This is a genomic window from Anaerobacillus sp. CMMVII (assembly GCF_025377685.1).
Taxonomy (GTDB): Bacteria; Bacillota; Bacilli; order Bacillales; family Anaerobacillaceae; genus Anaerobacillus.
The window spans coordinates 726,658-751,329 of record NZ_JACEHK010000001.1 but is presented as its reverse complement, the minus strand read 5'-3'; the positions used below and the strand labels follow the sequence as shown (position 1 = coordinate 751,329).

Sequence of the window (24,672 nt, the reverse complement as noted above, 5' to 3'; positions counted from 1 at the left end):
ACCCTTTAATAATCAATACGTATATGAAACTAATAACTGTTTATTTAAATTAACTCTAGCAGATAAATAGGAGGAGAATAATTTGGCTGAATATATATTAATGATTATTTTTTTTATACCAATTTATGGTCTATTAATATGGATCTATTTTTACCCAGAGGAAAGCATGTTATTGGGGCAGAGGTGGAGGTATAAAGAAGAACCTGAGTTTTCTAAACTTGCAATTGGTTATACTAGATTCGCATCGGTTATTGGTATTTTTCTATTTACGATCGTTCTGGTAAGTTCCATTTCCGAAAATTATTTAATTAGAGTTTTATTAGTCTTAGGGCTGCTTATTTATTTAATATACAGTGTACTTAAATTCCGAAAGAAATTATTAAAGTAACACTCCAATAATCTAATACGCTTGTTTCCTTGTTCGACTATAGCCATCTTTGTTGAAATAGTTCATTGCAACAATACTATAAATAAACATTAGTTACATGATAAAATAAATTTAAAATATCTAGGAGGTGTCTTAAATGAAATGGGAGGAAATCCGCCAAGCATTTCCAGAACAATGGATATTGATTGAGGCTGTTCAGGCATATACAAATGAAAATAGTGAACGTATTTTAGAAGAAGTTACACCTTTGAAAAAGTTTTCTAACTCGCCCGATGCGATGAAAGTTTATCAAGAACTTCATCGTAAAAATCCTAACCGTGAATTATATGTACTTCATACTAATCGTAAGAGCCCCAATATCATTGAGAAAAATTGGGTAGGTGTGAGGCGGTAATGAAGAAATTGATTATTGAAGATGGGCTGTTACTCGTAGATATGGAATTAATGTATAGAGGAAAGCCATTATGGCTTAAACGTGTTTTAATTGACACGGGTTCAGGGAGTACTATTATATCGACAGATTTAGCTGAAACGGTAGGAGTAATTGCCGAAGAAAACGATATGATTTATCGTATTAGTGGTATTGGTGGCTCTGAATTTGTATTTTCTAAACAAGTAGATTTAATTAAAATTGGACAAGCAGAAATAAAGATTTCTCGTTAGAAGTTGGAGCTATGAATTACGGTTTTGATTTAGATGGTATTATTGGACTGGATTTATTACAGCAAATAAAAGCAATAATTAACATAGACCCTTTAACATTAGAGCTTAATTAAAAGGCTTAGAGAATAAATTTTCTCTAAGCCTTTTACTTTGAATTTAACTATGAGATTTATGGTTTTGCACTTTTGAAGTAAACCACTATTTTAAAAACTGGAAGGCAACGCTTAGCTAGTCTAGAAAAACAAATCCAACAAACGCTGCCAAAAGCCTGGTTTTTCTTCTTCCTCTTCAGCTACCGTTGCATCGTCTACTAGCTCAATTGCTTCCGTTTTGAGAATAAATTGAACAAGGTTAACATTTGTATTTTTCGGTGATACAAACGAGATCGCCTCAAAATCAGATTTGTCGAATTCGTCCATGATCGCATCAATCTCTTCTTGCATCTTATCAGGGAGATCATTTGTAGCATCAGCTAATTCTTTTGTTCCAGCCTGAAGCTCACCTACACCACTTACTAATTCAGAGGTGCCTTTTGCAACTTTGTTAAATCCTGAATCGATCTCATTATACGCGTCTGCAAGCATTGAGACCCCCTCTGTATAGGAAACTAGACCTGAATGAAACTCCGCATAATTGCCAGCAAGCAAAGCAATTCCTTCCTGTAATTCATTCAATGCGTCCAGACCTTCCATTGCTTCAAACGCCCCCGAAAGCTCTCCTGCAATATAAGTTAATTGATTGCTTATATCATAAACAGCTCCACTCGCTCCTGCTAAAGCAGTCTCAACAGCCGTAAAGGCTTCTTTCACTTGATCATAGGTTCCTTTGGCAGTTTGAGCAGCAGCATAGACTTCCAATAAATAATCGATCGTTTTATGGTTGGCTCCACTCACATATAATTCCTGAATTTCTTCTTCTGTTACAGCTGGAGCTGGGATGTTCTTCATTGAGTCATCCAAAGCAGAATAAGCCATAGTAAAGTTTTCGTTTAAAAGGGTTAATCCATTTGCTACTTCTCCAAGGCCACCAGCTATTAATGTCAACCCCTCAGGTAACTGAGCCAATCCGCTTAAATCCATCTCTGAAGAACCACTAAGCTCACGAGAAATAACGGTAAGAGCTTCTCCAATTGTTCCTGAAGCGTTAGTTATTTTTGAGGACGAATCTTTAAGTTCCATCATTCCTGATTTATATTCAATAGAACCTGTATTTAACCTTTGAACACCATCATTCAATTCAGAAACACCTGTTTTTAAATCAGAAACACCGGAATTAAGTTCTCCAATAGCATCACTTAATGTTCGCATTTCTGAAGTGTCGATTTCAAGGTCATCAAAGGCCATCGACAATGGGATCGCGAAAAAATCAATCCCCTCCATCTCAAAGTCGACTACATCGGCAAGAAGACTTATATCACCTTCAGCTTCAGGCATTAACGTATAGTTTACCTGGCGCTTTTTCCCCACGTTTACCATTGTCGCATCAGGTGCTTGGATGTTACTGATGATATCTGTATCCAACGTCAGGGATATTTGCATCGTATAATTTTCATAAAACAAAGGGTCCACATTTTCATTTTTTGATGTCTTAATTGTAATGTGTAAGTGTCCCTCTTTCCCAGGCAAATCCTCTGGAGAAATTTCTTTCCCATCGAGCATGTATGAAATGTTCACATCCCATGGTAATTCCGCCAATTCCATATTTCCTTGATAGAAAAACCATCCTGGAGAAGCTTGGAATTGTACCGTACCAGCTACTTGCTCCATTTCTAAGAGGTTTGTTAAATTTGTTACGCTTGAATAATCCCCATGGTCAATGACTACACCAGGCTTCGTAACATCCAACATGTTAACAACATATATTTCGTTCAGGTCACCAGTAGCACTTAAGGTACCGTAGACAACCTCATCCTTTGAAGCTACTTCCCCCACTGAATTGGCTTCTACAGTGGATTGGTTACTTCCCACATTTCGATCCGCCTTACCGATAGGATAAGGAAATACAAGAAGCATAGCCAGAAACACTAACGTTATACTCTTTTTCATTAAGAATTGCCCTCCTTGAAAAATCTTGCTTTTAACGTTGTTTTACCAATAATCTTGTCGAAAAGAAGCAGTGCGGCTGGTAGGAAAAAGAGAACCATTAGGAATGCTAGCAAAGCCCCTCTACCAAGAAGTAAACCGATCAATGAAACGATTGGATTACTAGAGGTCATCCATAAGATAAAGCCGACACTCGACAAAATGGCAGCAGATATCGAGATTGAAAACGTCTTTTCATTTAACGTGTTCACAATAGATTGTTTCGCAGACATCTCTTTTCGATTTTCCAAATAATTCTCTGTAAAGAGGATTGCATAATCTACCGTTGCTGCAAGCTGAACCGTACCCACAACCAAATAGCCGATAAAAACTAAAGGAGTATCTGTAAAATATGGAACAGAAAGATTGATCCATACAGATGCTTGTATTGTCAGTAACAAAATAACAGGTAATGAAATCGATTTGAAAGTGAACATTAGAACGATGGCAATCATAATGATCGTTAAGGCATTCACCATGGTATTATCCTTTAGTATGGTTGTTTTCATATCGTACAAAGCTACACTTTCCCCAAGTGCCCACACTTCATCACCATAATAGGATTCGGCTATCTCTAGGACCGTTTCTACGACACCGAATGCAGCATCTCCTTCTGAAGCAGTCTCTGTATAGAGGATAATTTGACTGTAATTCTCTGAATGGAACTGTTCCGTTATAGTTGCGCTCAAGTATTCTGGTGGAATGGCAGAACCGACAGCTTGATTATAGGAAATAATACTTGTTACATAATCAACTTTTTCTAATTCTTGTTCAAGATTTACTTCTCTTGCCACATCGCCTTTTGGAACTAGCAGCACAATTGGAGTTGATTTTCCAAAAACCTCATCAATGGCAGCCATATCGCCTCCTAAACGGGTTGTTTCTGGCTGTTCACCAATCCCGTAGATAAATGTTGTTTCTTTTTGCGCTAAGTAAGTGGGTACAACGATCAGAAAAACGACAAGCAAGCTTAATACTCGTACCTTCATAACTCCCTTACCTATCGACTTGACACTAGGTAACAATGGTCGATGTTCTGTTTTATCGATCCACTTATAAAACCAAACCGTTAAAGCTGGTAAAAACACCATGACACTTATAAAACTCAAGACGATACCTTTAACAAGGTTTATACCTAAATCTGCTCCGATTTCAAACTGCATGAACGTTAGTGCCATAAAACCAAAGAACGTAGTCGCAGCACTCGCTGTTATCGCCGGGAAGGATTTTCTAATGGCGAGCCGCATCGCCTCTTCAGGGTTTTCCGTTTGTTTTCGATAATCGGAAAAACTATGGAGAAGAAAGACCGCATAGTCTAAGGAAACAGCTAGTTGTAAAATTGGACTAACGGATTGAGTAACAAAGGAAATTTCGCCAATAAAGATATTCGTGCCTAAATTTATCAGGACCGACACACCAATAGCCGTTAGGAAAAACACCGGTTCGATCCACGAAGTTGTCGATAGAACAAGAATGATAATGATGATCGGAACTAACAGTAAAGCTGCATTCAACGCTTCACTACCTGCCATTTTCTGAGAAACTGCAGTATCGACAGCTACTCCAGCTATTGCATTTCCCTCACCAATCAGCTCATAAATGGCATCCGTAATCGCTACTTCATCGCCTTCACGTATATGCAAAGAGAACAATGCTTTGTTTTCTTTGTAGTAAGACTCTACTAAATTTTTTTCTAACATTTGTAATGGTATTTTTAAATCAACCACTTGGTCGAGCCAGACTACATCTGACACACCATCTATTTCTTCTAGTAACTTTTTGTAAAGAAGTGCTTCTTGCACTGACACATCAGTTATCATGACATCGGCGTTAGGAAGAGGACGATTGAACTCGTCTTCCATGATCTTGACCGCTAGTGTCGATGGGGTTTGTTCCGGCATATAATCGCTCATATTGTAGTTAACCGAAACAAAAAATTGTGCAATGGCACTGATCACTGTAATTATCATAAAAACAATAACAATTGTTTTTTTGTATTTAATAATTTGTGAAGCAATATCTGTCATCAAAACCACTCCTTGAATAGTAACTAATCACTAATTATAATAACACTATGTTTACTATTCAACAGACAGTTGATTATCATATGCCACTTAAACAACACCATCGGTTAATTTGTTGTCTAAGTAACAATAAGGAGAAAAATGTTGATGAGTTCAAAATTAGATAGACGTAAAAAATATACTCGACAAGTATTGAAAGAAAGCTTAATTAAGCTAATGCAAGAAAAACCATTTACTAGAATTACAATCAAAGAAGTATGCGAAAGTGCTGATATCAATCGTTCTACTTTTTATTCTCATTACACTGATTTATATGATTTTCTTTACCAAATTGAGGATGAACTTATCGAAGATATGAACCATACCCTCTCTTCTTATAACTACACAAAAAACGAAGAGACGCTTGAGATGATAGAAAAGTTGTTAGAGTATTTTTCGGAAAATCGCGAAAGCTCTCAAACCCTGTTCGGTGAACATGGTGATCCAACGTTTCAGAAAAAAGTAATGATGTTAGCCCAAACGCATCTATTAAAATACTTATCAGTTGAAAGTAATACGATCCCCTACAATCCCGAATACTTAAGCTTATATACCACGAACGGTAGTATACATGTCGTTCAAGAGTGGTTGAAGAACGGATTAAAAGAATCACCGAAAGAGATGGCTATCTTAATCACGAAGCTTGCCAATAACGGACTCTCCTCGTTTCAATAAGGTTAGGATCTTGCTTTCGGAAGAATCGGAAAAAGTTCCTTGCTATTTGCAAGGAACTTAATACTTATTGGAGTTAGGAATCACAAATTTATTTTACTGCTTCGAGTTACTCACACAACTCAAAACTCAACACTCATAACCCAAAACTATACGATTGAATTTTACTCAAGTTATAAATGTGTGGTAGCTATTTTTCAGGGAATGATTTCCTTGTATCCGGACTATTGACCATTATTTGAGCAACCTGTGTTAAACGGGCGTAGAAAGCCGTACCAGCTGGAGTATTATACAGACCAACTTCTTTAAATGCCTCTTTCATACAATTCAACCAGCACTGAGCTCTTTTCGGTGTTACTTCAAAAGGCAAATGACGTTCTCTCATAGCAGGTGGTCCAAATTCCTGACTGTAGAGCGCAGGACCTCCTAAAAATTGCGGTAAAAACATCCGCTGCTTTCTTTTGATCTCATCAATGTCTCCCTTAAATAGTGGCCTTAACTCGTCATCAGCATAAACACGCGGATAAAAAGCATCTACAAGCTTATCAATTGTTTCTTGACCACCGATTTCGGTATATAGCGAATTAAAGTTATTCTCCAATATTTTCACCCACCTTTGTTTTTCCTATATTATATAGAAAATACCGGCAGCGCCTTGTGACTAAGGTCACCAGAGTTTCTATATTCTGACCGCCTTCCTATTGATTCGGTGCCTGTCACTTCCCGGGTTTTGTCATATTTTGTAGAAACCTTAGAGCGATTAGCGCTCCAGGGTTCTTTAATTGTTTATTTTCCGAAGTTTCTTGATTCATGATTTTCGTCATAGATCGTGAATTAATATTTTTTCTGTTGTCAAAGTATTTCTTATCTTCCAAGCAAAAGGTGATACCCATATTCGAGCATCGCTCTCAAAAATAATTAGATATTCACTTTTTTTCCATTACTGCAAAATAATTGTTTTCATTATCTGGAAAATTAAATATTCTGCCTTGAGGCATCTCTACAATGTCTCCAACAGAAATCTTTTTGTTTGAAAGTTCACTATATAATTGATCAAGATTTTCTGAAAAAAACATTAAAGAAGGTGTACCCAGATGTAATTCAGGTGACATTTTCGCAACAAATTCCTTGTTATGTAGAATAATACTTGTTTCTGTAACCTTTGTAGGAGCAATTTCAATCCATCTCATTCCTCCCCCAATATCTTCCTCTGCAATTACACTAAACCCTAATTTTTCAGTCCAAAACTGTACGGCTTCATCCTGATTATTAACATATAACATAACTTGACCTAATACATTAATCACCTTTTTCACTTCCCTTTTAATATTTATATTACTGATATATTTATTGACAAAATGCACGGTGAATTATTCAGAATTCCCAATAATATCCCCCTACTATTATTTAAGTCTTATTTAAGGGGTCTATTTAAGGGGTCTGACCCCCAGTACACTAACGCTTTAAACTATTGGGGGTCTGACCCACTAGCGTTGCATGATAGTATATTAATTGAATAAATGATAAATTTTAACAATATGTTTTTAGGACGAAATGAAAAAAGGAGAATGGGGTATTAAATTGACCTCGTTCCCTTTTTTTTACATATAATATTAATTCTTTATTTTTTCTTTAACCATGGCGACTGTTCCAAAGCTGGGCATAACCTTCGGTAATGGAATAGGTACTTTTTGTCTTCCTTTTGACTTTCTTTTCTTTTTTCGATGCAGCTCTTTATAAAAAGAACTGACTGTGTGAAAAAGGAAGGTTTGTAAAAGGCGAAAGAATTCCCATGGCGTTTTTGTTGATCCAGACTGAAGCTTTATAATTAGAGATAATCCAAATGCGATTAGAGCAAGAAACATCTGATTCCAAATACCTTGTGGTTTCGTACTCCAGATTTTTGTTAGTTTCAGATGCTGTTTAATCCACTTAAAGAATAATTCGATAATCCAACGATTACGGTAAATTTCCATTACTTGTAGGTCTGTTAGATCAAATCTTGTTGTTAAAATCCTATAAGACCTACCTTTCTCATCTAAAAATTCAATATACCTTATCGGTATTTCAGATAAACCATATAAAACTTTTGCATCATGAATGACAGACGGATGAGTTGGCTTAAATTCCTGTAATGTATATAATCTAAGATTCTTTTTTATACGAACGACAAAGGAAATCTCTCTTTTCTGCCAGTCCATTAAGTTCTTTTTTGATGGATAAGCTCGATCCATTACATAGGTGGTATCATTTTCTTCAATTAGCGCATCAGAACTTTCAGAGTCACTTACTGTACCTGTCGAAGGCAGGATTTTGTCTGGAAAAGCCACGTTTGGAGAAACAACAGATAGCCTAGTGTGCATTTTGACTGCGTTATAATCTTTCGATATTTATGCCCAATCGCATAAACGTTCAGGTAACTTGATTTCAGTTGAATCAACAATGCTCAATTTCCCAATACCACTTGGTAGCCCTTTGCATGTGTCAGTTAATTGTTTAATTTTTTGAACCACTTTGGCGAATATTTTTTGAACCCATTCTGTCGGCAGATCATTAATACGTCGGCTTAGCTGAGATCCGCTAATATCCTTAATATCTAATTCCTTACACAATTTTGGGTAAGCTCTTAACTTTTCTTCCATATGGGCATATGAACTCCATTTATCTAACTGTGCTGATACGAAAATTCTCAATAAAGATTTTGTAGAAAGCTTATAGTTTCCGTAATCTATCAAGGGGCAATCAAAATCCTCAGTTGGCAGTAGTGATAAGCATTGACAAATGAGCATTTCCCGTCCTATACTTTTATTATTCATTAGGAACTCCTTTGTAGTAGACTTGTTTTGTTTTAGGGAACGAAACAAGGACTCATCTTCTACAATAGGAGTTTTTTTTATGTCTGTAAATACTAATATTTGAAAATTTGAGAGGTTTTTCAAGTCATGCAATGCTAGTGGGTCTGACCCCCAATACATTAACGCTTTAAACTAGTGGGGTCAGGCACCTTGAAAGAAAGACATCCACTCTAAATATTGGTATAATTGCATTAGTTTTAGCCCATTATTTACATAGTAAAAAGACCAACTATTTTTCTAAAGGAGACAACAAGGATGAGAACAATTAAGCTTGGAGCTAGTGAATTAGAAGTACCTGTTGTTGCAGTAGGTTGTATGCGTATTAATTCGCTCGATAAAAAAGAGGCCGAAAGTTTTGTACAGACTGCATTAGAGAATGGTGCAAACTTTTTTGATCACGCTGATCTTTATGGTGCAGGTGAATGTGAGGAAATATTTGCTGACGCTGTTCACATGAATGATGATGTCCGGGAAAAGTTAATTCTCCAGTCTAAATGCGGTATTCGACCAGATGTAGGCACGTTCGATTTTTCCAAGGAACATATTTTAAACTCCGTTGACAAAATCCTAAAGCGTCTGAAAACAGATTATTTGGATGTATTCCTTCTTCATCGTCCGGACGCACTAATGGAACCTGAAGAGGTTGCAGAAGCCTTCGATATTCTCGAAAGCTCAGGTAAAGTAAGACATTTCGGAGTTTCCAATCAAAATCCGATGCAGATGGAGCTTTTAAGCAAATACATGAAACAACCGATCGTTGCTAACCAGCTTCAATTAAGTATTACAAACACAACGATGATCTCCAGTGGAATCAATGTCAATATGGAAAATGAAGCTGCAGTAAATCGCGATGGCAGTGTGCTTGATTACTGTAGGTTAAAGGATATTACCATCCAGCCTTGGTCACCGTTCCAGTATGGCTTTTTTGAAGGTGTATTCCTCGGAAACGAAAAGTTCCCGGAATTGAACAAAAAAATTGATGAGGTTGCTGCAAAATATGGAGTATCCAATACAACAATTGCTATTGCTTGGCTACTGCGCCACCCTGCGAACATGCAGCCTGTCATCGGAACGATGAATGAAGCCCGATTAATAGACTGTATAAAAGCAAGCGATGTCCGCCTCACCCGTGAAGAATGGTATAGCATCTATCGTTCTGCCGGAAACATTCTTCCTTAATTTGAGGCATGGGGACGGGTCTTCCATTTCATGATTTGTAACTGATTTGGAAGCAATAGAACCGTCCCCACGCTTCTACCCACGCTTCTATTGTTAATTCTTCCTTTTTTCCTCCCAAAGCTGTAGACGCTCTTCATGACTAACCTCTTTATGTACTTGGTGCAACATCCATATATAACCAAAGGGGTCCGTAAATATGGCGTTTGAGACACCGTAGTCAGAAATCTCAGTCACCGGTTGCACCTCTGTACAACCTAACTCCATCGCCTTTGCATAGGTCTTTTTAATGTCTGGGACCGTAACATTAACCCAATTAGTCTTAGGGTCATCAGGTTTTGGTGCTATTAAATGAAATTCTGGGTTTTCATCTAATAGATGAAACTGTACACCGAACAGGGTAAAAACTACCTCATTTTCACCAAGAGGAAAGTTTGAAACCTCGACACGCTCAATTTCAAATATAGTTTCGTATAATTCCAATGCTTTTAAGCTATCTTTCACGACCATATCAATTTCTACTCCAACCATAATGAAAACACTCCTTTTACAAGTTATAAAAGTCCTTACCTCACCAAATAACACTAACACTGTAAATATGGTTTTCTTAGTGCGCGCCAGGATCCAGCATTTTTTTCTATTTCCGCCAAAAGGTAGAACAATTTGCCTTGTCCCAAATATTAAACTCAATCATTTTCTCAAGTAGTGAGTAATCAACTGAACCATTCCAAGGGATACGTATAAGCTCTTTTGTGTAGTCATATCCAGCCTTCACAATATCATCCTCTACATGAGTAATTGTTACACTTTCAGGGGCGACAGCTAAATGCTTTTTAGATACACTAAAACCAATAATAAATGTACCATGATCCGTAAACATCGGTTGTTTCCATTTAATTTCGGTGTTTAAATTTGGATACTTATTTATTATCCAAGTAAATACTTCTTCCGTTCGTTCTCGTTGGAACGGGTCATTAATCCCCGCCAAAAATTCAGCAAAAGCTTCCATGTTGTTACCTCCTAAAATAAAATTTATGGTACAGAAGATCCTATAATCCAGTGACTATTTTTCTTTAAAGGATAATCCTTCTTCTTCTAATGAAGTTCTCATCGTAGGTAAGGAAGCAGGTCCAATCCCATGAATTTTTAATATTTCTTTTTCAGTATACTTCGATAGTTCTTGCAGAGTGTCAATCCCTTCGTGAATCAATGCATTTCTTGCAGGTGAACTGAGTTTAGAAAGGAACCCGCTTTTAGGCTCATTCTCTTTATCACAAGTAGGGCAACTTGGACACTCACTACTTTTATAGTACTTATGTCCTTTTTCACAGACCCTTAAACTTTTTTCTTCTGGCAAAATAATCCCTCCAAACAAATCCAGTATTCAATTTTAAATTTTGTATATTAATTATACACTCTGTTTAGATCACATGAAAATTGAGCCACACAAAGATTGTGTACAACACCCATTAAAAAAATAAAGGAGTGCGGATGCACCCCTCATTTCTTATTGAGCTTTTCTACCGTTCCTAACAGCGGGTTGTTGCCTTTTTATTTTTCTAATGATCGTTTTTAATTCATTGCCTCTTTTGAAAACTGCTTTTAACAGTTTGGCTGTCTGATAGCATGCTGCGACATCCAGCATTTCTTCATCGGTATGTTCATTCCAATAACCGGCTGATAGGTTTACGCTTTGAATGCCATGGCCTGCCCAAATTCTCGTATCACTGCTTCCACCCATTGTTGTCGCCCAACCACTTAGTCCTTCTTCTTCTGCCACCTTTTCAAAAAAAGTACCATAGTCTTGATGGCAAAACGGGAGGAAGCTTCCGCAAGATGTTACAATATCGCCATTGCCACGGCGGTCTACAACAATCGCACCATCAGTTCCCCAAAGGAAATAGTCGTCTACCGTGCTCGCACCGACTAAACCACATTCCTCTTCAACTGTAAAAATAACCTTCACTTTCCCGCTAAAATCGGAATGATAAAGATGTTCCACCAAGTGAAGTACAACCGCAACCCCCGCGCGGTCATCGGCACCCAAAATTCCTTTACTGCTCGACCAGACCGTTCCATTCTTGATAATTTTTCTTCCTTCTTCTAGTTCATACACCGTGTCAAGGTGAGCATTTAGCAAAATCGTTGGGCCGTGGCCATTTCGATATGTTTTTTCTGCTAAAACATTTCCTTTGTTGTCGACAGTCAGATGGTCCATGTAAGGAGAAAGTCTATCAATCACATATTCTCTTACTCTTCCTTCATTTCCACTCGCTCCAGGTATCATTAGCAATTGTTCAAGTTGGCGATAGAATAATTCTTCTTTGATAGATTCAACACCTGCTCCTAGCCAGCTTTCTTCTACCTGGCTCCATTTTTCCGCTACCTCAAGTAGTTCATGTTCACTACAACGTAACTGTAATTGGACATGATTGCGACGTTCGATGATGTGAACACGTTCCATGCCACCTGCGAGCAATAGTTCTTGTAGCATTTCGATGTTACAGTCTTTCGTAAGCAACACATGTGCCGCTCTTCTGCCATGTCCGTCACATGAGCCCATTGTATAAAACCCGAGGCGATTTAACTGGCGCACAACTCCACTAATATATAAGTCGAGTTCACGAACCTTTGGCGCATCTTGACCAGGTCGAAACCATAAGCCTTCTCCCCTTCCCCGACTTGGAAATTGAAGAGCTTCGATCCAGCTATCTTCGCTGTCTATTTCCTCAAGAAGGATTAACTTTTCATCTTTGATCGTAAACGGGATATGCGCCTTCTCCAGACAATCCCATAAAAATTGCAGGTTCAATTCAGTTTCATTTTTACAGTCAAAGATGTTTCTTTCCTCTTCTGCCAACATCCACCCATGACGAATTAATAATCGATTCCACGTTTTCATTCGTATCATCTCCCTTTTTGTTATTCAAACCACTATGAAAAAAACTGAGAAGGAGGCCATCATTTCTCATGATGGCTTTAACAGACCACGTTCCTCGCGCTCTCCACTCCAGACGTTATAGGCCTTCTGAAAGACTGATAGACAAACTTCAAAATCATAATCGTAGGCACGAATCACAGGTAGTTGCGTTTCGATCGTCGAGCCTTCAAATACCGAAATCATGATTTTTGATGTGCTTGAGATGTCACGGCAACGAGCACGCATTTCCTCTAAATACTTGGGGTCGATATCATCGTAAAGCTGGATATAGTTTTTCTGTTGGTTCGTAAAATATCGTTCTTTCATCTTGCACAATGCTTCATCCTTCCACACGTACAACCCAATCATTAACAGTGCATCCTCTAGCATATGTTCGAGAGTCGGTATCCACATGATCTTGGCTTTCTTTGCATCATTTGTTGAGTTTAAGATCCATGCCGGCCTTCCGTTTTCCGATAATTGAAGGGTGTGAGTAATGCCATAAATCCCTCCTTCATATGGATGTGCTGAACCAACAAGTAGTTGTGCTGTAAATGTACCCATTCAAACCCCTCCTAGTCATGTTTTGTTTTAAATTTTACATTCAAATCATTGGACAATTTTTGATAGTAGCAGTCACTTACAAACCCTTTGGCGCCTCGTAAAATTTCTGCTGCATAGTGCGATGGCGGGGCCACTTCTTCCTCTTTATCAACAACTAAAAACGTCAATACATTCCTGTAGGATTTATGGTTAATCGTTACATCTAAAAAAGCAGGACGATAAATGTTTGCCGTGACACCTTCTCTTCGGAACAAGTACGGTAACGTTTCGCTCGTAATCTGATAGACCTTTCCTTCCACATGCTCGATTGATTCAATGAGGTCTGCTCTACCGCCATCATGAGATTTTCTGGTATAGGCGAGAGAATAGTTTTCAGCAACTCCACATCCTATGACCCTCTCAAACTGCTGTTTCACGCCTGCATCCTGAAACCTTTCATCATCCATACATGACCCGTAGGCGAAGTAGAGTAGTTCATCCTGCTCTAAATACCGATAAACCTTCCAATCCCCAAACCTAATTTCGTTGAATTCACTCCTATGTGGAGGGGAATATACATAGACATACGCTTCGCTTGTCGCGAAATCTGAGTAGACGACCTGCATGATCCGGTCATAGTGATTGTCTTTCCTAACTCCTTGATATCCTTCTAATTCATCCAGTCGCTTAAGCTGTTCGTCAGTCACTTCATACAGTTCACCATAAACTCTTTCACGTGGACTCGGAACCATTGCCGGATATCCGTAGCCTGTGTCATAGAGAATTCCATTGGTCCAACATTGCCGACTTACGCACCTCACTTCTTTAAGTAATCGATGATTTGCTTCATGTTGTCGTAAAGTTCCGTAAACGAATACGTGGTTTCTATTTTCCATTCTTATCATTCTCCTTATCTCTTTCTTACTAGAGTATACTGAAGTCGCCGTGACACGGATGTCACATCATGATCGACTCCCGTAGTTGCCGAGAAACATTTACTAATTTCACTTTTAGCATCAACACCATCTTCTCGTTATCCGATACCTAAAGTTTACAGGAAGAGCTGTGACACCCCGGTCACAACAAAAAAAGCCCCTGGATTAATCCAGAAGCAAATCAGTACTTACATCTCTAGTATGTTTAAACATGCGAAACTCATATAAAGAGTTCCAGCGGTATCCGCCGTCAATCGTTTTAATTAAGTCTTCAAGCGGCTGCAATCGTTCTAACCTATCTCTTAACCTTTTAATACCTCGCCTTAACGCAGCATGAGGATCTCTCGATTGTCGGTATCTTCTCTCAATGATTTCATCATGACGAACACCTTCAGGATGTCGCATTAAAAACTCAAGTAAAGGTACTTGTGTCGCTGGAATCGATATTTCCTGACCATTTAAGGACAGCGTCACATCATTCATACTTCGCTGATTTAAAATAAAGTACTTTTTATTTTTAAAGGGATCAGAAAGTTCCTCGTATTCCCGTTCACTAATTTCACTGTATTCAGTTCCATTGACAATCATTTGATACGTCTTTTCTTCTTGTTGCTCGGTTGCTTTCAGCTCTTTTAATAAGTAATGGATTTCCCCAAATAACTTCAAGTCTTTAGCGGGAATTCGTTCTACTTTTTTAAGGAACTCTTTTGAGATAATTTGTGTCGCTTTTAATATGTAGTAATGGGCTTTGACCTGTTGTTCCTTCTCGAGTTGATTGCGGTTTTGTCTAGGATAACAACGGAGAGACTGCTGAAAAGAATCGACTGACTTCGCCCATTCTTCCTGATAAAAATACAGAAAACCTAAACGATAATACGCTCTTGCATTTTCAGGGTCGATTTTTACCAGTTGCTTAAATCTCATGGTCGCCTTCTTGTAAGAATGTTGACGAAGCTTTAGATCCTCTCCCTGGATCATCAGTAAATAAGCCAGAGTTTCTTTATAACGGACTTCTCTTGGGTTGATCCTTGAAAGATTTTTAAATATATCTTCTCCTTCAATCACCCAATTGAGGTTCGTTTCATCCTCCCTTTCCCACCAATCATCTTCCTTAACTAGCAGCTCTTCTTCTGAAAGATCTGACATCCTGACCATTTTTTCACTCTCCTCTTCGATCATTTAAGTGCTTTTATTGTATCGTGGTGAAAATCTCGCAATTAATCTCCTACCCATAGCGAACTTATTCTTAATAAAGTTATTCACCAGCCAATTCCTTACTATTAATTCCAACCTTTATATCAACTTTCTGCTTTGTTAGTAAAAATATTAACTTCCTCTTCTTCTACTTATCTGCTCAGGAGTCGGAAATATAAGGATCTAAATAAAGATATTAATTCACTTCAATCCAAATCTTATAGTTACTATCACTCAATTGAATTATTTTAATTTCCTCGTTTAATTTTGACTTTTCATCCGTGTACCCTGCTTCGAATTTTTCAGTCCCTGAACTTTGGTTAAGTTTATCAGCAGTAGGCATACCAATATTTGTAGCATCGGTTACTAACCATTTCCCATCCATTTTTTCAATATTTGCCACGAATATATCCTCTATGTTATTCATCATTCCTTTATAGACACTAATAACTCTACCTTCGTCAATTTCTATTGTTTCATAAATTTCCTTTACTTCAGCATAACCTTCATTCAAATTTAGTCGTTCTAATGCTTCTGCTGGAGTGCTTGAAGAACTATCATTATTTGCCTGACAACCTACTGTTAAAATTAGTGTAAAAATAAATAAAATTCGAAACATATAATCCACTCCTTTTATATCTGATACGTTCAAATTGTTTTTAAAGTTTCGTTTTTCGTTACTAATTAAATCACACGCTTGTTCAAGTAAACTGCTCAATACCTCAAAAAAGCTTTACTGCTAATGTTCCAGTAAAGCTTATCGTTAGCAGGGATATGTTCCAATTCCTCTTCATACCTTTGTACCTATTCTTCTAATAAAGATTTATATTCCTCTAAATCATCATATTCTGTTAAAAAGTATACGGGAGTTTTATCAACATTTTTAATAGTAATTGGTTTACCATCATTAAGTTTTTTTACGATAATATCAAAGGAATTATCTTCACTTAATGTAATCTCAAATCCTCGCATATCCCCATTAATCTTATATACACCATTTGCTAATTTTTCGTAGGTTCCTCTATCTACTTCTCTGTTATTAATGTATTTAATAAAACTATTATTATCTGGTTGAAATGAGATTTGAACAAAATATCCATTTATATTTTCACTTTGATAGCCGCCTTTTAATACCGGAATTTTATTAGAGGATGCACATCCTCCTACTATTAGAACTAAAACAGTTGCCAAAATGAACATTCCAAGTAATTTTCTGCTCATAAGAAGTCCCCCTAATTTTAACAAAATACTTCTAGCTAAAACCTGTTTAATGACGGGTAGAAATTTTGTAAACACACTTTGAACTGGCCTTGCCCGTTAGCACCACAACGGCAGCAACGGCTTATTCTCTCGTTCCTTTCTATACAATGTAAGACTTCATCGGTAGCGAACTACACTGTATTTGGAGTGGCGGACTTCGCCCAGCAAATTTTGTTTATTGAATGGAAGTTAAGATTCTAGTTTGGTTTGTATTCAATATATTTATGATCTCTAATGCTTCCTCAACACTTTTTACACCTAGAACCTCTATTGGTAAGTTTAGATCTTCTTTTGCTTTCAAAGCTTCTTTTAGGTTCCCGTAAGGAACAATGACATGAGTATGACCGTCTCGAGTAGCAGATTGGATTTTTTCTTTGATGAGCCCTACTTTTTTCACTTTACCGTTCTTGTTAATCGCACCTGTTACTCCAATAGATAGTTTGTTATTCCATTCTGGCTCTTCTGCAATGGAAGAAAGCACCAACGCTAAGCCTGCACTGCTTCCATTAATATCCTCTTTGTTTAAAAATGCATCGACTTCTGTGGTTTTATCTCTCAAGTAAAGTCTCACACTACTTCTCATATCCTCTAGTGGATTTACCCTCAATCGTAAAAATTCAAAAACCTCACTGTTTTTACTTCGATAGCGAAGATAGTTGGTTGCGACTATGACCTCATACAAATCCGATTCATCAAAAAATTGAATCTTGCTTCCCTTTTCTAACTCAACACTTCCAATCCCCAAGACATGGATACCTGAACTCGCCACAATTTCTTCTGACGGTTGATAGAAAACAACAATAGACTCTTTTTCATCTAAAATAAATGTTGGAAGCTCATAGAGAAATAGCAATAGGCTGGAATAAGCAGATAGGATAAACGCACGACGTAAAGATCGGATTTTCATTGAAATAAAAATAAACACCACGTTAAATAGCGATAGCAAAAGCAATAAGAATACTAAGGTAGAACCAGTGAGAAAGCCAAACAAATAAAAAAACAAAAATATGAGATAAATAAAACAAGCACCTAAAAACGGCAGCATGTGAAATGATTTTTCCATGTTATCCCCCTCTCCCTCTTATGCATGGTTCTACCGCTTCCCTATAAAATCCTTTTAGTGTATAGGTTTAATTTATGAATATTAACTTAAGGAAAATCTTACACAATCTATATACATATTAACATAAATATCCAGTTTATTATGAAATTGTTATTCAATTAAATGCCACGAAAAAAAGGGGTCTGACCCCTTTTTTCCCAAAATACATCGTTTACTTAGATAATTCTAAGTATATATTTTGTCGATTTACGAAGTAAAAAAAGCTGCGTAACACTAAAACGAACTTTTATGTTAAAGGTAAAAATTGGACATAGTATCGGTAGGAGGTGATACGATGGCTAACAAAAAGGAAACTTCTAAAGACATAGAACATTACACTCAATTAGATCAAAACGAAGACAATCGACATAATGATAACGCTAGTGCAGCTGCAGAAATGAAACCAGGATACCCTAGAATAAACACCGAAAGTCTTTAATATAAGATTAATGCAACATGAGCTAGCCATTTCTTTCTAGCAAAAATTACGCCAGCTGTCTTGTCGTTTCTGTCAAAGAAAGGCGTTAAAACCTTGTCAGTTTTAACGCCTTTCTTACGAGCTATTCTTCTTATCCCTAGTAGTACCAAGCTGCGCCAATAATCACTAATAGGATAAACAACACTAGGATTAACGTGAAATCTGTTCTACCATGTTGAGCGTAAGACATATCTCTTCCCCCCCTTTCCTATAGGGACTTGCAGATGCTCTCTGCATTATTATGCTATGTAGGACGTTCCAGATTGCTAGGGTGTATATAAGACGGCAAATCAATTAATTCTAATCAAAATTAAAAAGGTGTCCCAAAGTCTGTCAATTATGACGCTATAGGGCACCCTTTAATTAAAAACCATTCAGTATATCATGTTAACCCCAACATTTATTATAAGGCATTCATTTCATGTCGTTTCTATCCTACTCTCAAATCAAAACCACCCGTGACAACGGGTGGTTTGTTCTGCGGCTGAAAGCCTTTGTTACTGACCAGGCCCTAAAGGGCTACTGAACGGTTCGCCATTTGTACTACTTCTACTGGCCAGACCTCAAAGGCCTATTTTATCCTCTTCTTTCCTTTGTTCACTTCTTCTCCTGTAAATGGATCAACGTACTCTAATAAACTTAACTGTTCTGCGACTATATCATCTTGTATTTGATTTTTAATGTATTCTTAAATGACTTTCTTATTTCTTCCTACCGTATCTACATAAAAGCCAGTACACCAAAATTTCCGATTTCCATATCTATACTTCAAATTTGCGTGCCTATCAAAGATCATCAAACTACTTTTTCCTTTTAAATACCCAACAAATGAGGACACACTTATTTTGGGTGGAATACTTACTAGCATATGTACATGATCCTTACATGCGGTTGCTTCGATTATTTCAACTCCTTTTCTTTCGCATAATGTTCTTAATATTTCTCCTATATCTTTCTTTAATTTTCCGTATATTACTTGTCTTCTATACTTTGGTGCAAATACAATGTGATACTTACAATTCCATTTTGTATGTGCTAAACTGTTAATGTCTTTTGACATAAAACTCCCCCGTTTGCTTGATATATTGGTTGGCGAACCAAATATATTTTAGCACCACGGTGGAGTTTTTTTAATACCTCGCTGGAAGCTTTTTGGAACCCTAGGCCGAGCCTAGGGTTTTCATTTTCACAAAAAAGACTCAGAAACGTTGATTTAACAACAGTTCTGAGTCTGTAAGCTTTATTTAAATTAAACTAATGTAATGGTACCGGTGACCAGGGTCGAACTGGTACTCCGTGAGGAACACGATTTTGAGTCGTGCGCGTCTGCCAATTCCGCCACACCGGCATGTTGCAATAAAAAACACACAGTGAAGTGTGTTAAAGCTATAAAAAAAGTTAGTGCAAACTAATTGAAATGTGCTCCTGCGCCACTCCGTTTGCTCGTCGCAAACCTGCAGTGAAGCAGATTCAATGTAGCTGGTTTGGTACCGAGGGCCGGACTTGAACCGGCACGATAGTCACCTACCGCAGGATTTTAAGTCCTGTGTGTCTGCCAATTCCACCACCCCGGCAAAACTAAAAAGACTTACATGAGAACTTGGAGGCGGCACCCGGATTCGAACCGGGGGATAAGGGTTTTGCAGACCCGTGCCTTACCACTTGGCTATGCCGCCTCGATATGAAGTTGGAGCGGAAGACGAGGTTCGAACTCGCGACCCCCACCTTGGCAAGGTGGTGTTCTACCACTGAACTACTTCCGCAAGAAAAAATGGCTGGGCTATCTGGATTCGAACCAGAGAATGACGGAGTCAAAGTCCGTTGCCTTACCGCTTGGCTATAGCCCATCAACTTTATTTTAAATGGGGCGATCGAAGGGAATCGAACCCTCGAATGCCGGAGCCACAATCCGGTGCGTTCACCACTTCGCCACGACCGCCAAAATACTATAATATGGCAGGGGCAGTAGGAATCGAACCCACACTGGAGGTTTTGGAGACCTCTGTTCTACCGTTAAACTATGCCCCTAGATGTTTCAATGGTGGAGGGGGACGGATTCGAACCGCCGAACCCAAAGGAGCGGATTTACAGTCCGCCGCGTTTAGCCACTTCGCTACCCCTCCATATTAGATAAGACTAATATTACATATTATTCTTATATTCGTCAATACGTGAATTGAAATTCATTATTTCATCTTCAAGTAAAAACTGGTGCCGGCCAGAGGACTTGAACCCCCAACCTACTGATTACAAGTCAGTTGCTCTACCAATTGAGCTAGGCCGGCAAAAAAATGGTGGCTCGGGACGGAATCGAACCGCCGACACGAGGATTTTCAGTCCTCTGCTCTACCGACTGAGCTACCGAGCCAAAAAAAATGGCGGACCCGACCGGGATCGAACCGGCGATCTCCTGCGTGACAGGCAGGCATGTTAACCGCTACACCACGGGTCCATATGAAATATCTTGAATTAAGTAATCATTTATTAAAATTACCTGGTACTGCGCTCCTGCGCCACTTCGTTTGCTCGTCGCAAATCTTGCAGAGGTGCATATTCAAGAAGTTGATTGGTTGCGGGAGGAGGATTTGAACCTCCGACCTTCGGGTTATGAGCCCGACGAGCTGCCAGACTGCTCCATCCCGCGATAATATAATGGTGGAGGATGACGGGTTCGAACCGCCGACCCCCTGCTTGTAAGGCAGGTGCTCTCCCAGCTGAGCTAATCCTCCGAAGTATTGATTGTTTTAAAAGTAAAATGGTGACCCGTACGGGATTCGAACCCGTGTTACCGCCGTGAAAGGGCGGTGTCTTAACCGCTTGACCAACGGGCCAGATAAAGTGAGCTATGGCGGAGAGCGAGGGATTTGAACCCTCGAGACGGTTTTACGCCGCCTACACGATTTCCAATCGTGCTCCTTCGGCCACTCGGACAGCTCTCCGTAAATGGCTCCACAGGTAGGACTCGAACCTACGACCGATCGGTTAACAGCCGATTGCTCTACCACTGAGCTACTGTGGAAAAATATTATAATAACCTAGCAACGTCCTACTCTCACAGGGAAGCGACTGACCTCAATCACATCATGTGATACTTCGATGAGTATACTTCACGCTGCTTTGCGTCGAGGAAGCTTACTTCAGAGCAATTCTAGAAGACGCAGACGCAGGAATAAGAATAACTAACTATTTAAAATAAATAAGGTATAATCTAGCAACGTCCTACTCTCACAGGGGGAAACCCCCAACTACCATCGGCGCTGAAGAGCTTAACGGTCGTGTTCGGCATGGGAACGAGTGTGACCTCTTCGCTATCGCTACTAGATTATATGAAGAAAGTTCATTCCTTCAAAACTAGATAACACACATTTAAGACTTGAGTAAAATTCAATTCTTATTTTTAGGATAAGTCCTCGACCGATTAGTATCTCTCAGCTCCACACGTCACCGTGCTTCCACCCGAGACCTATCAACCTCATCATCTTTAAGGGGTCTTACTGGATTAACTCCAAGGGAAATCTCATCTCGAGGGGGGCTTCATGCTTAGATGCTTTCAGCACTTATCCCTTCCACACGTAGCTACCCAGCTATGCTCCTGGCGGAACAACTGGTACACCAGCGGTGTGTCCATCCCGGTCCTCTCGTACTAAGGACAGCTCCTCTCAAATTTCCTACGCCCGCGACGGATAGGGACCGAACTGTCTCACGACGTTCTGAACCCAGCTCGCGTACCGCTTTAATGGGCGAACAGCCCAACCCTTGGGACCTACTTCAGCCCCAGGATGCGATGAGCCGACATCGAGGTGCCAAACCTCCCCGTCGATGTGGACTCTTGGGGGAGATAAGCCTGTTATCCCCAGGGTAGCTTTTATCCGTTGAGCGATGGCCCTTCCATGCGGAACCACCGGATCACTAAGCCCGACTTTCGTCCCTGCTCGACTTGTAGGTCTCGCAGTCAAGCTCCCTTTTGCCTTTGCACTCTACGAATGATTTCCAACCATTCTGAGGGAACCTTTGGGCGCCTCCGTTACTGTTTAGGAGGCGACCGCCCCAGTCAAACTGCCCACCTGACACTGTCCCCGAACCGGATCACGGTCCTAGGTTAGAATTTCAATACAATCAGGGTAGTATCCCACCGACGCCTCCACCGAAGCTGGCGCTCCGGGTTCTCAGGCTCCTACCTATCCTGTACAAATTGTACCAAAATCCAATATCAAGCTACAGTAAAGCTCCATGGGGTCTTTCCGTCCTGTCGCGGGTAACCTGCATCTTCACAGGTAATATAATTTCACCGGGTCTCTCGTTGAGACAGTATCCAAATCGTTACACCATTCGTGCGGGTCGGAACTTACCCGACAAGGAATTTCGCTACCTTAGGACCGTTATAGTTACGGCCGCCGTTTACTGGGGCTTCAATTCAGAGCTTCTCCTTACGGATAACCCCTCCTCTTAACCTTCCAGCACCGGGCAGGTGTCAGCCCCTATACTTCGCCTTGCGGCTTCGCAGAGACCTGTGTTTTTGCTAAACAGTCGCTTGGATCTATTCACTGCGGCTCTCTCGGGCTTTAACACCCTATCAGAGCACCCCTTCTCCCGAAGTTACGGGGTCATTTTGCCGAGTTCCTTAACGAGAGTTCTCCCGAGCGTCTTAGAATTCTCTTCTCGCCTACCTGTGTCGGTTTGCGGTACGGGCACCTCTCACCTCGCTAGAGGCTTTTCTTGGCAGTGTAGGATCAGGAACTTCGCTACTTAAATTTCGCTCGCCATCACAGCTCAGCCTTCGCGAGAAGCGGATTTGCCTACTTCTCAGCCTAACTGCTTGGACGCACATATCCATCAGTGCGCTTACCCTACCTTTCTGCGTCCCCCCATTGCTCAAACGGTGAGGAGGTGGTACAGGAATTTCAACCTGTTGTCCATCGCCTACGCTTTTCAGCCTCGGCTTAGGTCCCGACTTACCCTGAGCGGACGAGCCTTCCTCAGGAAACCTTGGGCTTTCGACGGAGGGGATTCTCACCCCTCTTTTCGCTACTCATACCGGCATTCTCACTTCTAAGCGCTCCACCAGTCCTTCCGGTCTGACTTCGCTGCACTTAGAACGCTCCCCTACCACTGCGCACCAGGTGCGCAATCCATAGCTTCGGTGATACGTTTAGCCCCGGTACATTTTCGGCGCAGAGTCACTCGACCAGTGAGCTATTACGCACTCTTTAAATGGTGGCTGCTTCTAAGCCAACATCCTGGTTGTCTGGGCAACTCCACATCCTTCTCCACTTAACGTATACTTTGGGACCTTAGCTGATGGTCTGGGCTGTTTCCCTCTTGACTACGGATCTTAGCACTCGCAGTCTGACTCCCGAGGATAAGTATTTGGCATTCGGAGTTTGACTGAATTCGGTAATCCTGTGGGGACCCCTAGTCCAATCAGTGCTCTACCTCCAATACTCTTCCCTCGAGGCTAGCCCTAAAGCTATTTCGGGGAGAACCAGCTATCTCCGAGTTCGATTGGCATTTCACCCCTACCCACACCTCATCCCCGCACTTTTCAACGTGCGTGGGTTCGGGCCTCCATTCAGTGTTACCTGAACTTCACCCTGGACATGGGTAGATCACACGGTTTCGGGTCTACGACCACGTACTCATTCGCCCTATTCAGACTCGCTTTCGCTGCGGCTCCGCCTCTTCAGCTTAACCTTGCACGTAATCGTAACTCGCCGGTTCATTCTACAAAAGGCACGCTGTCACCCGTAAATGGGCTCCAACTACTTGTAGGCACACGGTTTCAGGATCTCTTTCACTCCCCTCCCGGGGTGCTTTTCACCTTTCCCTCACGGTACTGGTTCACTATCGGTCACTAGGAAGTATTTAGCCTTGGGAGATGGTCCTCCCGGATTCCGACGGGGTTTCACGTGTCCCGCCGTACTCAGGATACACTCTGGAGGAAACGAAGTTTCGATTACAGGGCTGTTACCTTGTTTCGCGGACCTTTCCAGATCGCTTCGTCTACTTCGTTTCTTTGTAACTCCGTGTAGAGTGTCCTACAACCCCAAGGGGCAAGCCCCTTGGTTTGGGCTGTTTCCGTTTCGCTCGCCGCTACTCAGGAAATCGATAATTTCTTTCTCTTCCTCTGGGTACTTAGATGTTTCAGTTCCCCAGGTCTGCCTCCTCATAGCCTATGTATTCAGCTATGGGTACCATCCCATTACGGATGGTGGGTTCCCCCATTCGGAAATCCCCGGATCAAAGCTTACTTACAGCTCCCCGAGGCATATCGTTGTTCGTCACGTCCTTCTTCGGCTCCTAGTGCCAAGGCATCCACCGTGCGCCCTTTCTAACTTAACCTAA

The 24,672-nt window shown here is 40.1% G+C and carries 23 protein-coding genes, 16 tRNA genes, 2 rRNA genes and 1 pseudogene; 6 read left to right on the top strand and 36 right to left on the bottom strand.

Features of this window, described 5'->3' with window-relative positions; genetic code table 11:
• Positions 1-82: 82 nt before the first annotated feature.
• From H1D32_RS04150 to H1D32_RS04140, 3 genes are all read left to right on the top strand, one after another.
• Positions 83-388: a DUF6199 family natural product biosynthesis protein gene (locus H1D32_RS04150; protein ID WP_261176871.1), complete on the top strand. Its 306-nt coding sequence runs from the start codon at positions 83-85 to the stop codon at positions 386-388.
• Between the two features lie 136 nt (positions 389-524).
• Positions 525-782 (top strand): hypothetical protein, encoded by a 258-nt coding sequence (locus H1D32_RS04145; RefSeq protein WP_261176870.1) that lies wholly within the window; start codon positions 525-527, stop codon positions 780-782.
• Positions 782-1,051 carry an aspartyl protease family protein gene (locus H1D32_RS04140; protein WP_261176869.1) on the top strand — a complete coding sequence of 90 codons (270 nt, stop codon included), beginning with the start codon at positions 782-784 and terminating at the stop codon, positions 1,049-1,051. Before H1D32_RS04145 ends, H1D32_RS04140 begins: the two co-directional genes overlap by 1 nt.
• A 233-nt stretch (positions 1,052-1,284) precedes the next feature.
• Here the strand turns inward: H1D32_RS04140 and H1D32_RS04135 are convergent, their stop codons facing one another.
• Together H1D32_RS04135 and H1D32_RS04130 are read right to left on the bottom strand one after the other, a co-directional pair.
• A complete protein-coding gene (locus H1D32_RS04135; protein WP_261176867.1) occupies positions 1,285-3,096 on the bottom strand; it encodes a YhgE/Pip domain-containing protein in 1,812 nt (603 codons plus the stop codon).
• A complete protein-coding gene (locus H1D32_RS04130) occupies positions 3,096-5,159 on the bottom strand; it encodes an efflux RND transporter permease subunit (RefSeq protein ID WP_261176866.1) in 2,064 nt (687 codons plus the stop codon). Before H1D32_RS04130 ends, H1D32_RS04135 begins: the two co-directional genes overlap by 1 nt.
• Before the next feature lie 144 nt (positions 5,160-5,303).
• On the opposite strand from H1D32_RS04130, the gene H1D32_RS04125 reads away from it, so the two are divergent.
• The gene (locus H1D32_RS04125; RefSeq protein ID WP_261176865.1) at positions 5,304-5,870 is read left to right on the top strand and encodes a TetR/AcrR family transcriptional regulator; all 567 of its coding nucleotides are present in this window, start codon (positions 5,304-5,306) and stop codon (positions 5,868-5,870) included.
• Positions 5,871-6,057: 187 nt separating this feature from the next.
• Here H1D32_RS04125 and H1D32_RS04120 read toward each other — a convergent pair whose 3' ends face one another.
• The 4 genes from H1D32_RS04120 to H1D32_RS04105 form a co-directional block, all read right to left on the bottom strand.
• Positions 6,058-6,468: a globin domain-containing protein gene (locus H1D32_RS04120; RefSeq protein ID WP_261176864.1), complete on the bottom strand. Its 411-nt coding sequence runs from the start codon at positions 6,466-6,468 to the stop codon at positions 6,058-6,060.
• Between the two features lie 325 nt (positions 6,469-6,793).
• The gene (locus H1D32_RS04115) at positions 6,794-7,174 is read right to left on the bottom strand and encodes a VOC family protein (RefSeq protein ID WP_261176863.1); all 381 of its coding nucleotides are present in this window, start codon (positions 7,172-7,174) and stop codon (positions 6,794-6,796) included.
• Positions 7,175-7,480: 306 nt separating this feature from the next.
• The gene (locus tag H1D32_RS04110) at positions 7,481-8,257 is read right to left on the bottom strand and encodes an IS4 family transposase (RefSeq protein WP_261176926.1); all 777 of its coding nucleotides are present in this window, start codon (positions 8,255-8,257) and stop codon (positions 7,481-7,483) included.
• Positions 8,258-8,683: a hypothetical protein gene (locus H1D32_RS04105; protein WP_261176862.1), complete on the bottom strand. Its 426-nt coding sequence runs from the start codon at positions 8,681-8,683 to the stop codon at positions 8,258-8,260.
• A 294-nt stretch (positions 8,684-8,977) separates the two neighbouring features.
• Between H1D32_RS04105 and H1D32_RS04100 the strand changes: the two genes are divergently transcribed.
• A complete protein-coding gene (locus H1D32_RS04100) occupies positions 8,978-9,901 on the top strand; it encodes an aldo/keto reductase (protein ID WP_261176861.1) in 924 nt (307 codons plus the stop codon).
• 93 nt (positions 9,902-9,994) lie between these two features.
• Here the strand turns inward: H1D32_RS04100 and H1D32_RS04095 are convergent, their stop codons facing one another.
• The 10 genes from H1D32_RS04095 to H1D32_RS04050 all read right to left on the bottom strand — a co-directional run bounded on the left by H1D32_RS04095 (position 9,995) and on the right by H1D32_RS04050 (position 17,813).
• Complete coding sequence (locus H1D32_RS04095) at positions 9,995-10,429, bottom strand: VOC family protein (RefSeq protein ID WP_261176860.1); 435 nt, start codon at positions 10,427-10,429, stop codon at positions 9,995-9,997.
• 106 nt (positions 10,430-10,535) lie between these two features.
• The gene (locus H1D32_RS04090) at positions 10,536-10,907 is read right to left on the bottom strand and encodes an iron chaperone (protein ID WP_261176859.1); all 372 of its coding nucleotides are present in this window, start codon (positions 10,905-10,907) and stop codon (positions 10,536-10,538) included.
• Positions 10,908-10,961: 54 nt separating this feature from the next.
• Positions 10,962-11,255 (bottom strand): RNA polymerase alpha subunit C-terminal domain-containing protein, encoded by a 294-nt coding sequence (locus H1D32_RS04085; RefSeq protein ID WP_261176858.1) that lies wholly within the window; start codon positions 11,253-11,255, stop codon positions 10,962-10,964.
• Between the two features lie 150 nt (positions 11,256-11,405).
• Complete coding sequence (locus H1D32_RS04080) at positions 11,406-12,800, bottom strand: M20/M25/M40 family metallo-hydrolase (protein ID WP_261176857.1); 1,395 nt, start codon at positions 12,798-12,800, stop codon at positions 11,406-11,408.
• A 66-nt stretch (positions 12,801-12,866) separates the two neighbouring features.
• Entirely contained in the window at positions 12,867-13,382 is a 516-nt protein-coding gene (locus H1D32_RS04075; RefSeq protein ID WP_261176855.1) for a hypothetical protein, read from the bottom strand.
• A gap of 11 nt (positions 13,383-13,393) precedes the next feature.
• Positions 13,394-14,257, bottom strand: coding sequence for a gamma-glutamylcyclotransferase family protein (locus tag H1D32_RS04070; RefSeq protein ID WP_261176854.1), 864 nt, complete (start codon positions 14,255-14,257; stop codon positions 13,394-13,396).
• A 204-nt stretch (positions 14,258-14,461) separates the two neighbouring features.
• On the bottom strand, positions 14,462-15,451 hold the full coding sequence (locus H1D32_RS04065; RefSeq protein WP_261176852.1) for a winged helix-turn-helix domain-containing protein: 990 nt from the start codon (positions 15,449-15,451) through the stop codon (positions 14,462-14,464).
• A gap of 235 nt (positions 15,452-15,686) precedes the next feature.
• The gene (locus H1D32_RS04060) at positions 15,687-16,109 is read right to left on the bottom strand and encodes a hypothetical protein (RefSeq protein WP_261176851.1); all 423 of its coding nucleotides are present in this window, start codon (positions 16,107-16,109) and stop codon (positions 15,687-15,689) included.
• Between the two features lie 185 nt (positions 16,110-16,294).
• The gene (locus H1D32_RS04055) at positions 16,295-16,711 is read right to left on the bottom strand and encodes a hypothetical protein (protein ID WP_261176850.1); all 417 of its coding nucleotides are present in this window, start codon (positions 16,709-16,711) and stop codon (positions 16,295-16,297) included.
• 214 nt (positions 16,712-16,925) lie between these two features.
• The gene (locus H1D32_RS04050; RefSeq protein ID WP_261176849.1) at positions 16,926-17,813 is read right to left on the bottom strand and encodes a S16 family serine protease; all 888 of its coding nucleotides are present in this window, start codon (positions 17,811-17,813) and stop codon (positions 16,926-16,928) included.
• 334 nt (positions 17,814-18,147) lie between these two features.
• Between H1D32_RS04050 and H1D32_RS04045 the strand changes: the two genes are divergently transcribed.
• On the top strand, positions 18,148-18,291 hold the full coding sequence (locus H1D32_RS04045) for a hypothetical protein (protein ID WP_261176848.1): 144 nt from the start codon (positions 18,148-18,150) through the stop codon (positions 18,289-18,291).
• A gap of 136 nt (positions 18,292-18,427) precedes the next feature.
• Here the strand turns inward: H1D32_RS04045 and H1D32_RS04040 are convergent, their stop codons facing one another.
• The 20 genes and pseudogenes from H1D32_RS04040 to H1D32_RS03945 form a co-directional block, all read right to left on the bottom strand.
• Complete coding sequence (locus H1D32_RS04040) at positions 18,428-18,520, bottom strand: YjcZ family sporulation protein (protein ID WP_261176847.1); 93 nt, start codon at positions 18,518-18,520, stop codon at positions 18,428-18,430.
• A 381-nt stretch (positions 18,521-18,901) separates the two neighbouring features.
• A pseudogene (gene tnpA, locus H1D32_RS04035) lies at positions 18,902-19,390 on the bottom strand (IS200/IS605 family transposase).
• A gap of 203 nt (positions 19,391-19,593) precedes the next feature.
• Positions 19,594-19,678: transfer RNA gene (locus H1D32_RS04030), tRNA-Leu, on the bottom strand.
• A 137-nt stretch (positions 19,679-19,815) separates the two neighbouring features.
• Positions 19,816-19,904 (bottom strand) — tRNA-Leu (locus H1D32_RS04025).
• Between the two features lie 27 nt (positions 19,905-19,931).
• Positions 19,932-20,006 (bottom strand) — tRNA-Cys (locus H1D32_RS04020).
• Positions 20,007-20,018: 12 nt separating this feature from the next.
• Positions 20,019-20,093: transfer RNA gene (locus H1D32_RS04015), tRNA-Gly, on the bottom strand.
• Positions 20,094-20,102: 9 nt separating this feature from the next.
• Positions 20,103-20,177 (bottom strand) — tRNA-Gln (locus H1D32_RS04010).
• Positions 20,178-20,193: 16 nt separating this feature from the next.
• A tRNA-His gene (locus H1D32_RS04005) sits at positions 20,194-20,269 on the bottom strand.
• A gap of 15 nt (positions 20,270-20,284) precedes the next feature.
• Positions 20,285-20,358: transfer RNA gene (locus H1D32_RS04000), tRNA-Trp, on the bottom strand.
• An 11-nt stretch (positions 20,359-20,369) separates the two neighbouring features.
• A tRNA-Tyr gene (locus H1D32_RS03995) sits at positions 20,370-20,453 on the bottom strand.
• 86 nt (positions 20,454-20,539) lie between these two features.
• Positions 20,540-20,615 (bottom strand) — tRNA-Thr (locus tag H1D32_RS03990).
• Positions 20,616-20,622: 7 nt separating this feature from the next.
• A tRNA-Phe gene (locus H1D32_RS03985) sits at positions 20,623-20,698 on the bottom strand.
• Positions 20,699-20,706: 8 nt separating this feature from the next.
• Positions 20,707-20,782 (bottom strand) — tRNA-Asp (locus H1D32_RS03980).
• A 115-nt stretch (positions 20,783-20,897) separates the two neighbouring features.
• A tRNA-Met gene (locus H1D32_RS03975) sits at positions 20,898-20,974 on the bottom strand.
• Positions 20,975-20,983: 9 nt separating this feature from the next.
• Positions 20,984-21,059 (bottom strand) — tRNA-Val (locus tag H1D32_RS03970).
• Between the two features lie 27 nt (positions 21,060-21,086).
• A tRNA-Glu gene (locus H1D32_RS03965) sits at positions 21,087-21,161 on the bottom strand.
• A 15-nt stretch (positions 21,162-21,176) separates the two neighbouring features.
• A tRNA-Ser gene (locus H1D32_RS03960) sits at positions 21,177-21,269 on the bottom strand.
• A gap of 5 nt (positions 21,270-21,274) precedes the next feature.
• A tRNA-Asn gene (locus H1D32_RS03955) sits at positions 21,275-21,349 on the bottom strand.
• A 187-nt stretch (positions 21,350-21,536) separates the two neighbouring features.
• Positions 21,537-21,652: ribosomal RNA gene (gene rrf, locus H1D32_RS03950) — 5S ribosomal RNA — on the bottom strand.
• Positions 21,653-21,728: 76 nt separating this feature from the next.
• Positions 21,729-24,669 (bottom strand): 23S ribosomal RNA (locus H1D32_RS03945).
• Between the last annotated feature and the right edge of the window lie 3 nt (positions 24,670-24,672).

Coding starts and splice junctions, on each gene's coding strand:
- H1D32_RS04105 (WP_261176862.1), bottom strand. CDS start 8,683: ATGAATAATAAAAGTATAGGACGGGAAATGCTCATTTGTCAATGCTTA.
- H1D32_RS04130 (WP_261176866.1), bottom strand. CDS start 5,159: ATGACAGATATTGCTTCACAAATTATTAAATACAAAAAAACAATTGTT.
- H1D32_RS04055 (WP_261176850.1), bottom strand. CDS start 16,711: ATGAGCAGAAAATTACTTGGAATGTTCATTTTGGCAACTGTTTTAGTT.
- H1D32_RS04070 (WP_261176854.1), bottom strand. CDS start 14,257: ATGGAAAATAGAAACCACGTATTCGTTTACGGAACTTTACGACAACAT.
- H1D32_RS04095 (WP_261176860.1), bottom strand. CDS start 10,429: ATGGTTGGAGTAGAAATTGATATGGTCGTGAAAGATAGCTTAAAAGCA.
- H1D32_RS04140 (WP_261176869.1), top strand. CDS start 782: ATGAAGAAATTGATTATTGAAGATGGGCTGTTACTCGTAGATATGGAA.
- H1D32_RS04145 (WP_261176870.1), top strand. CDS start 525: ATGAAATGGGAGGAAATCCGCCAAGCATTTCCAGAACAATGGATATTG.
- H1D32_RS04080 (WP_261176857.1), bottom strand. CDS start 12,800: ATGAAAACGTGGAATCGATTATTAATTCGTCATGGGTGGATGTTGGCA.
- H1D32_RS04090 (WP_261176859.1), bottom strand. CDS start 10,907: ATGGAAGCTTTTGCTGAATTTTTGGCGGGGATTAATGACCCGTTCCAA.
- H1D32_RS04135 (WP_261176867.1), bottom strand. CDS start 3,096: ATGAAAAAGAGTATAACGTTAGTGTTTCTGGCTATGCTTCTTGTATTT.
- H1D32_RS04050 (WP_261176849.1), bottom strand. CDS start 17,813: ATGGAAAAATCATTTCACATGCTGCCGTTTTTAGGTGCTTGTTTTATT.
- H1D32_RS04040 (WP_261176847.1), bottom strand. CDS start 18,520: ATGTCTTACGCTCAACATGGTAGAACAGATTTCACGTTAATCCTAGTG.
- H1D32_RS04125 (WP_261176865.1), top strand. CDS start 5,304: ATGAGTTCAAAATTAGATAGACGTAAAAAATATACTCGACAAGTATTG.
- H1D32_RS04045 (WP_261176848.1), top strand. CDS start 18,148: ATGGCTAACAAAAAGGAAACTTCTAAAGACATAGAACATTACACTCAA.
- H1D32_RS04065 (WP_261176852.1), bottom strand. CDS start 15,451: ATGGTCAGGATGTCAGATCTTTCAGAAGAAGAGCTGCTAGTTAAGGAA.
- H1D32_RS04100 (WP_261176861.1), top strand. CDS start 8,978: ATGAGAACAATTAAGCTTGGAGCTAGTGAATTAGAAGTACCTGTTGTT.
- H1D32_RS04060 (WP_261176851.1), bottom strand. CDS start 16,109: ATGTTTCGAATTTTATTTATTTTTACACTAATTTTAACAGTAGGTTGT.
- H1D32_RS04075 (WP_261176855.1), bottom strand. CDS start 13,382: ATGGGTACATTTACAGCACAACTACTTGTTGGTTCAGCACATCCATAT.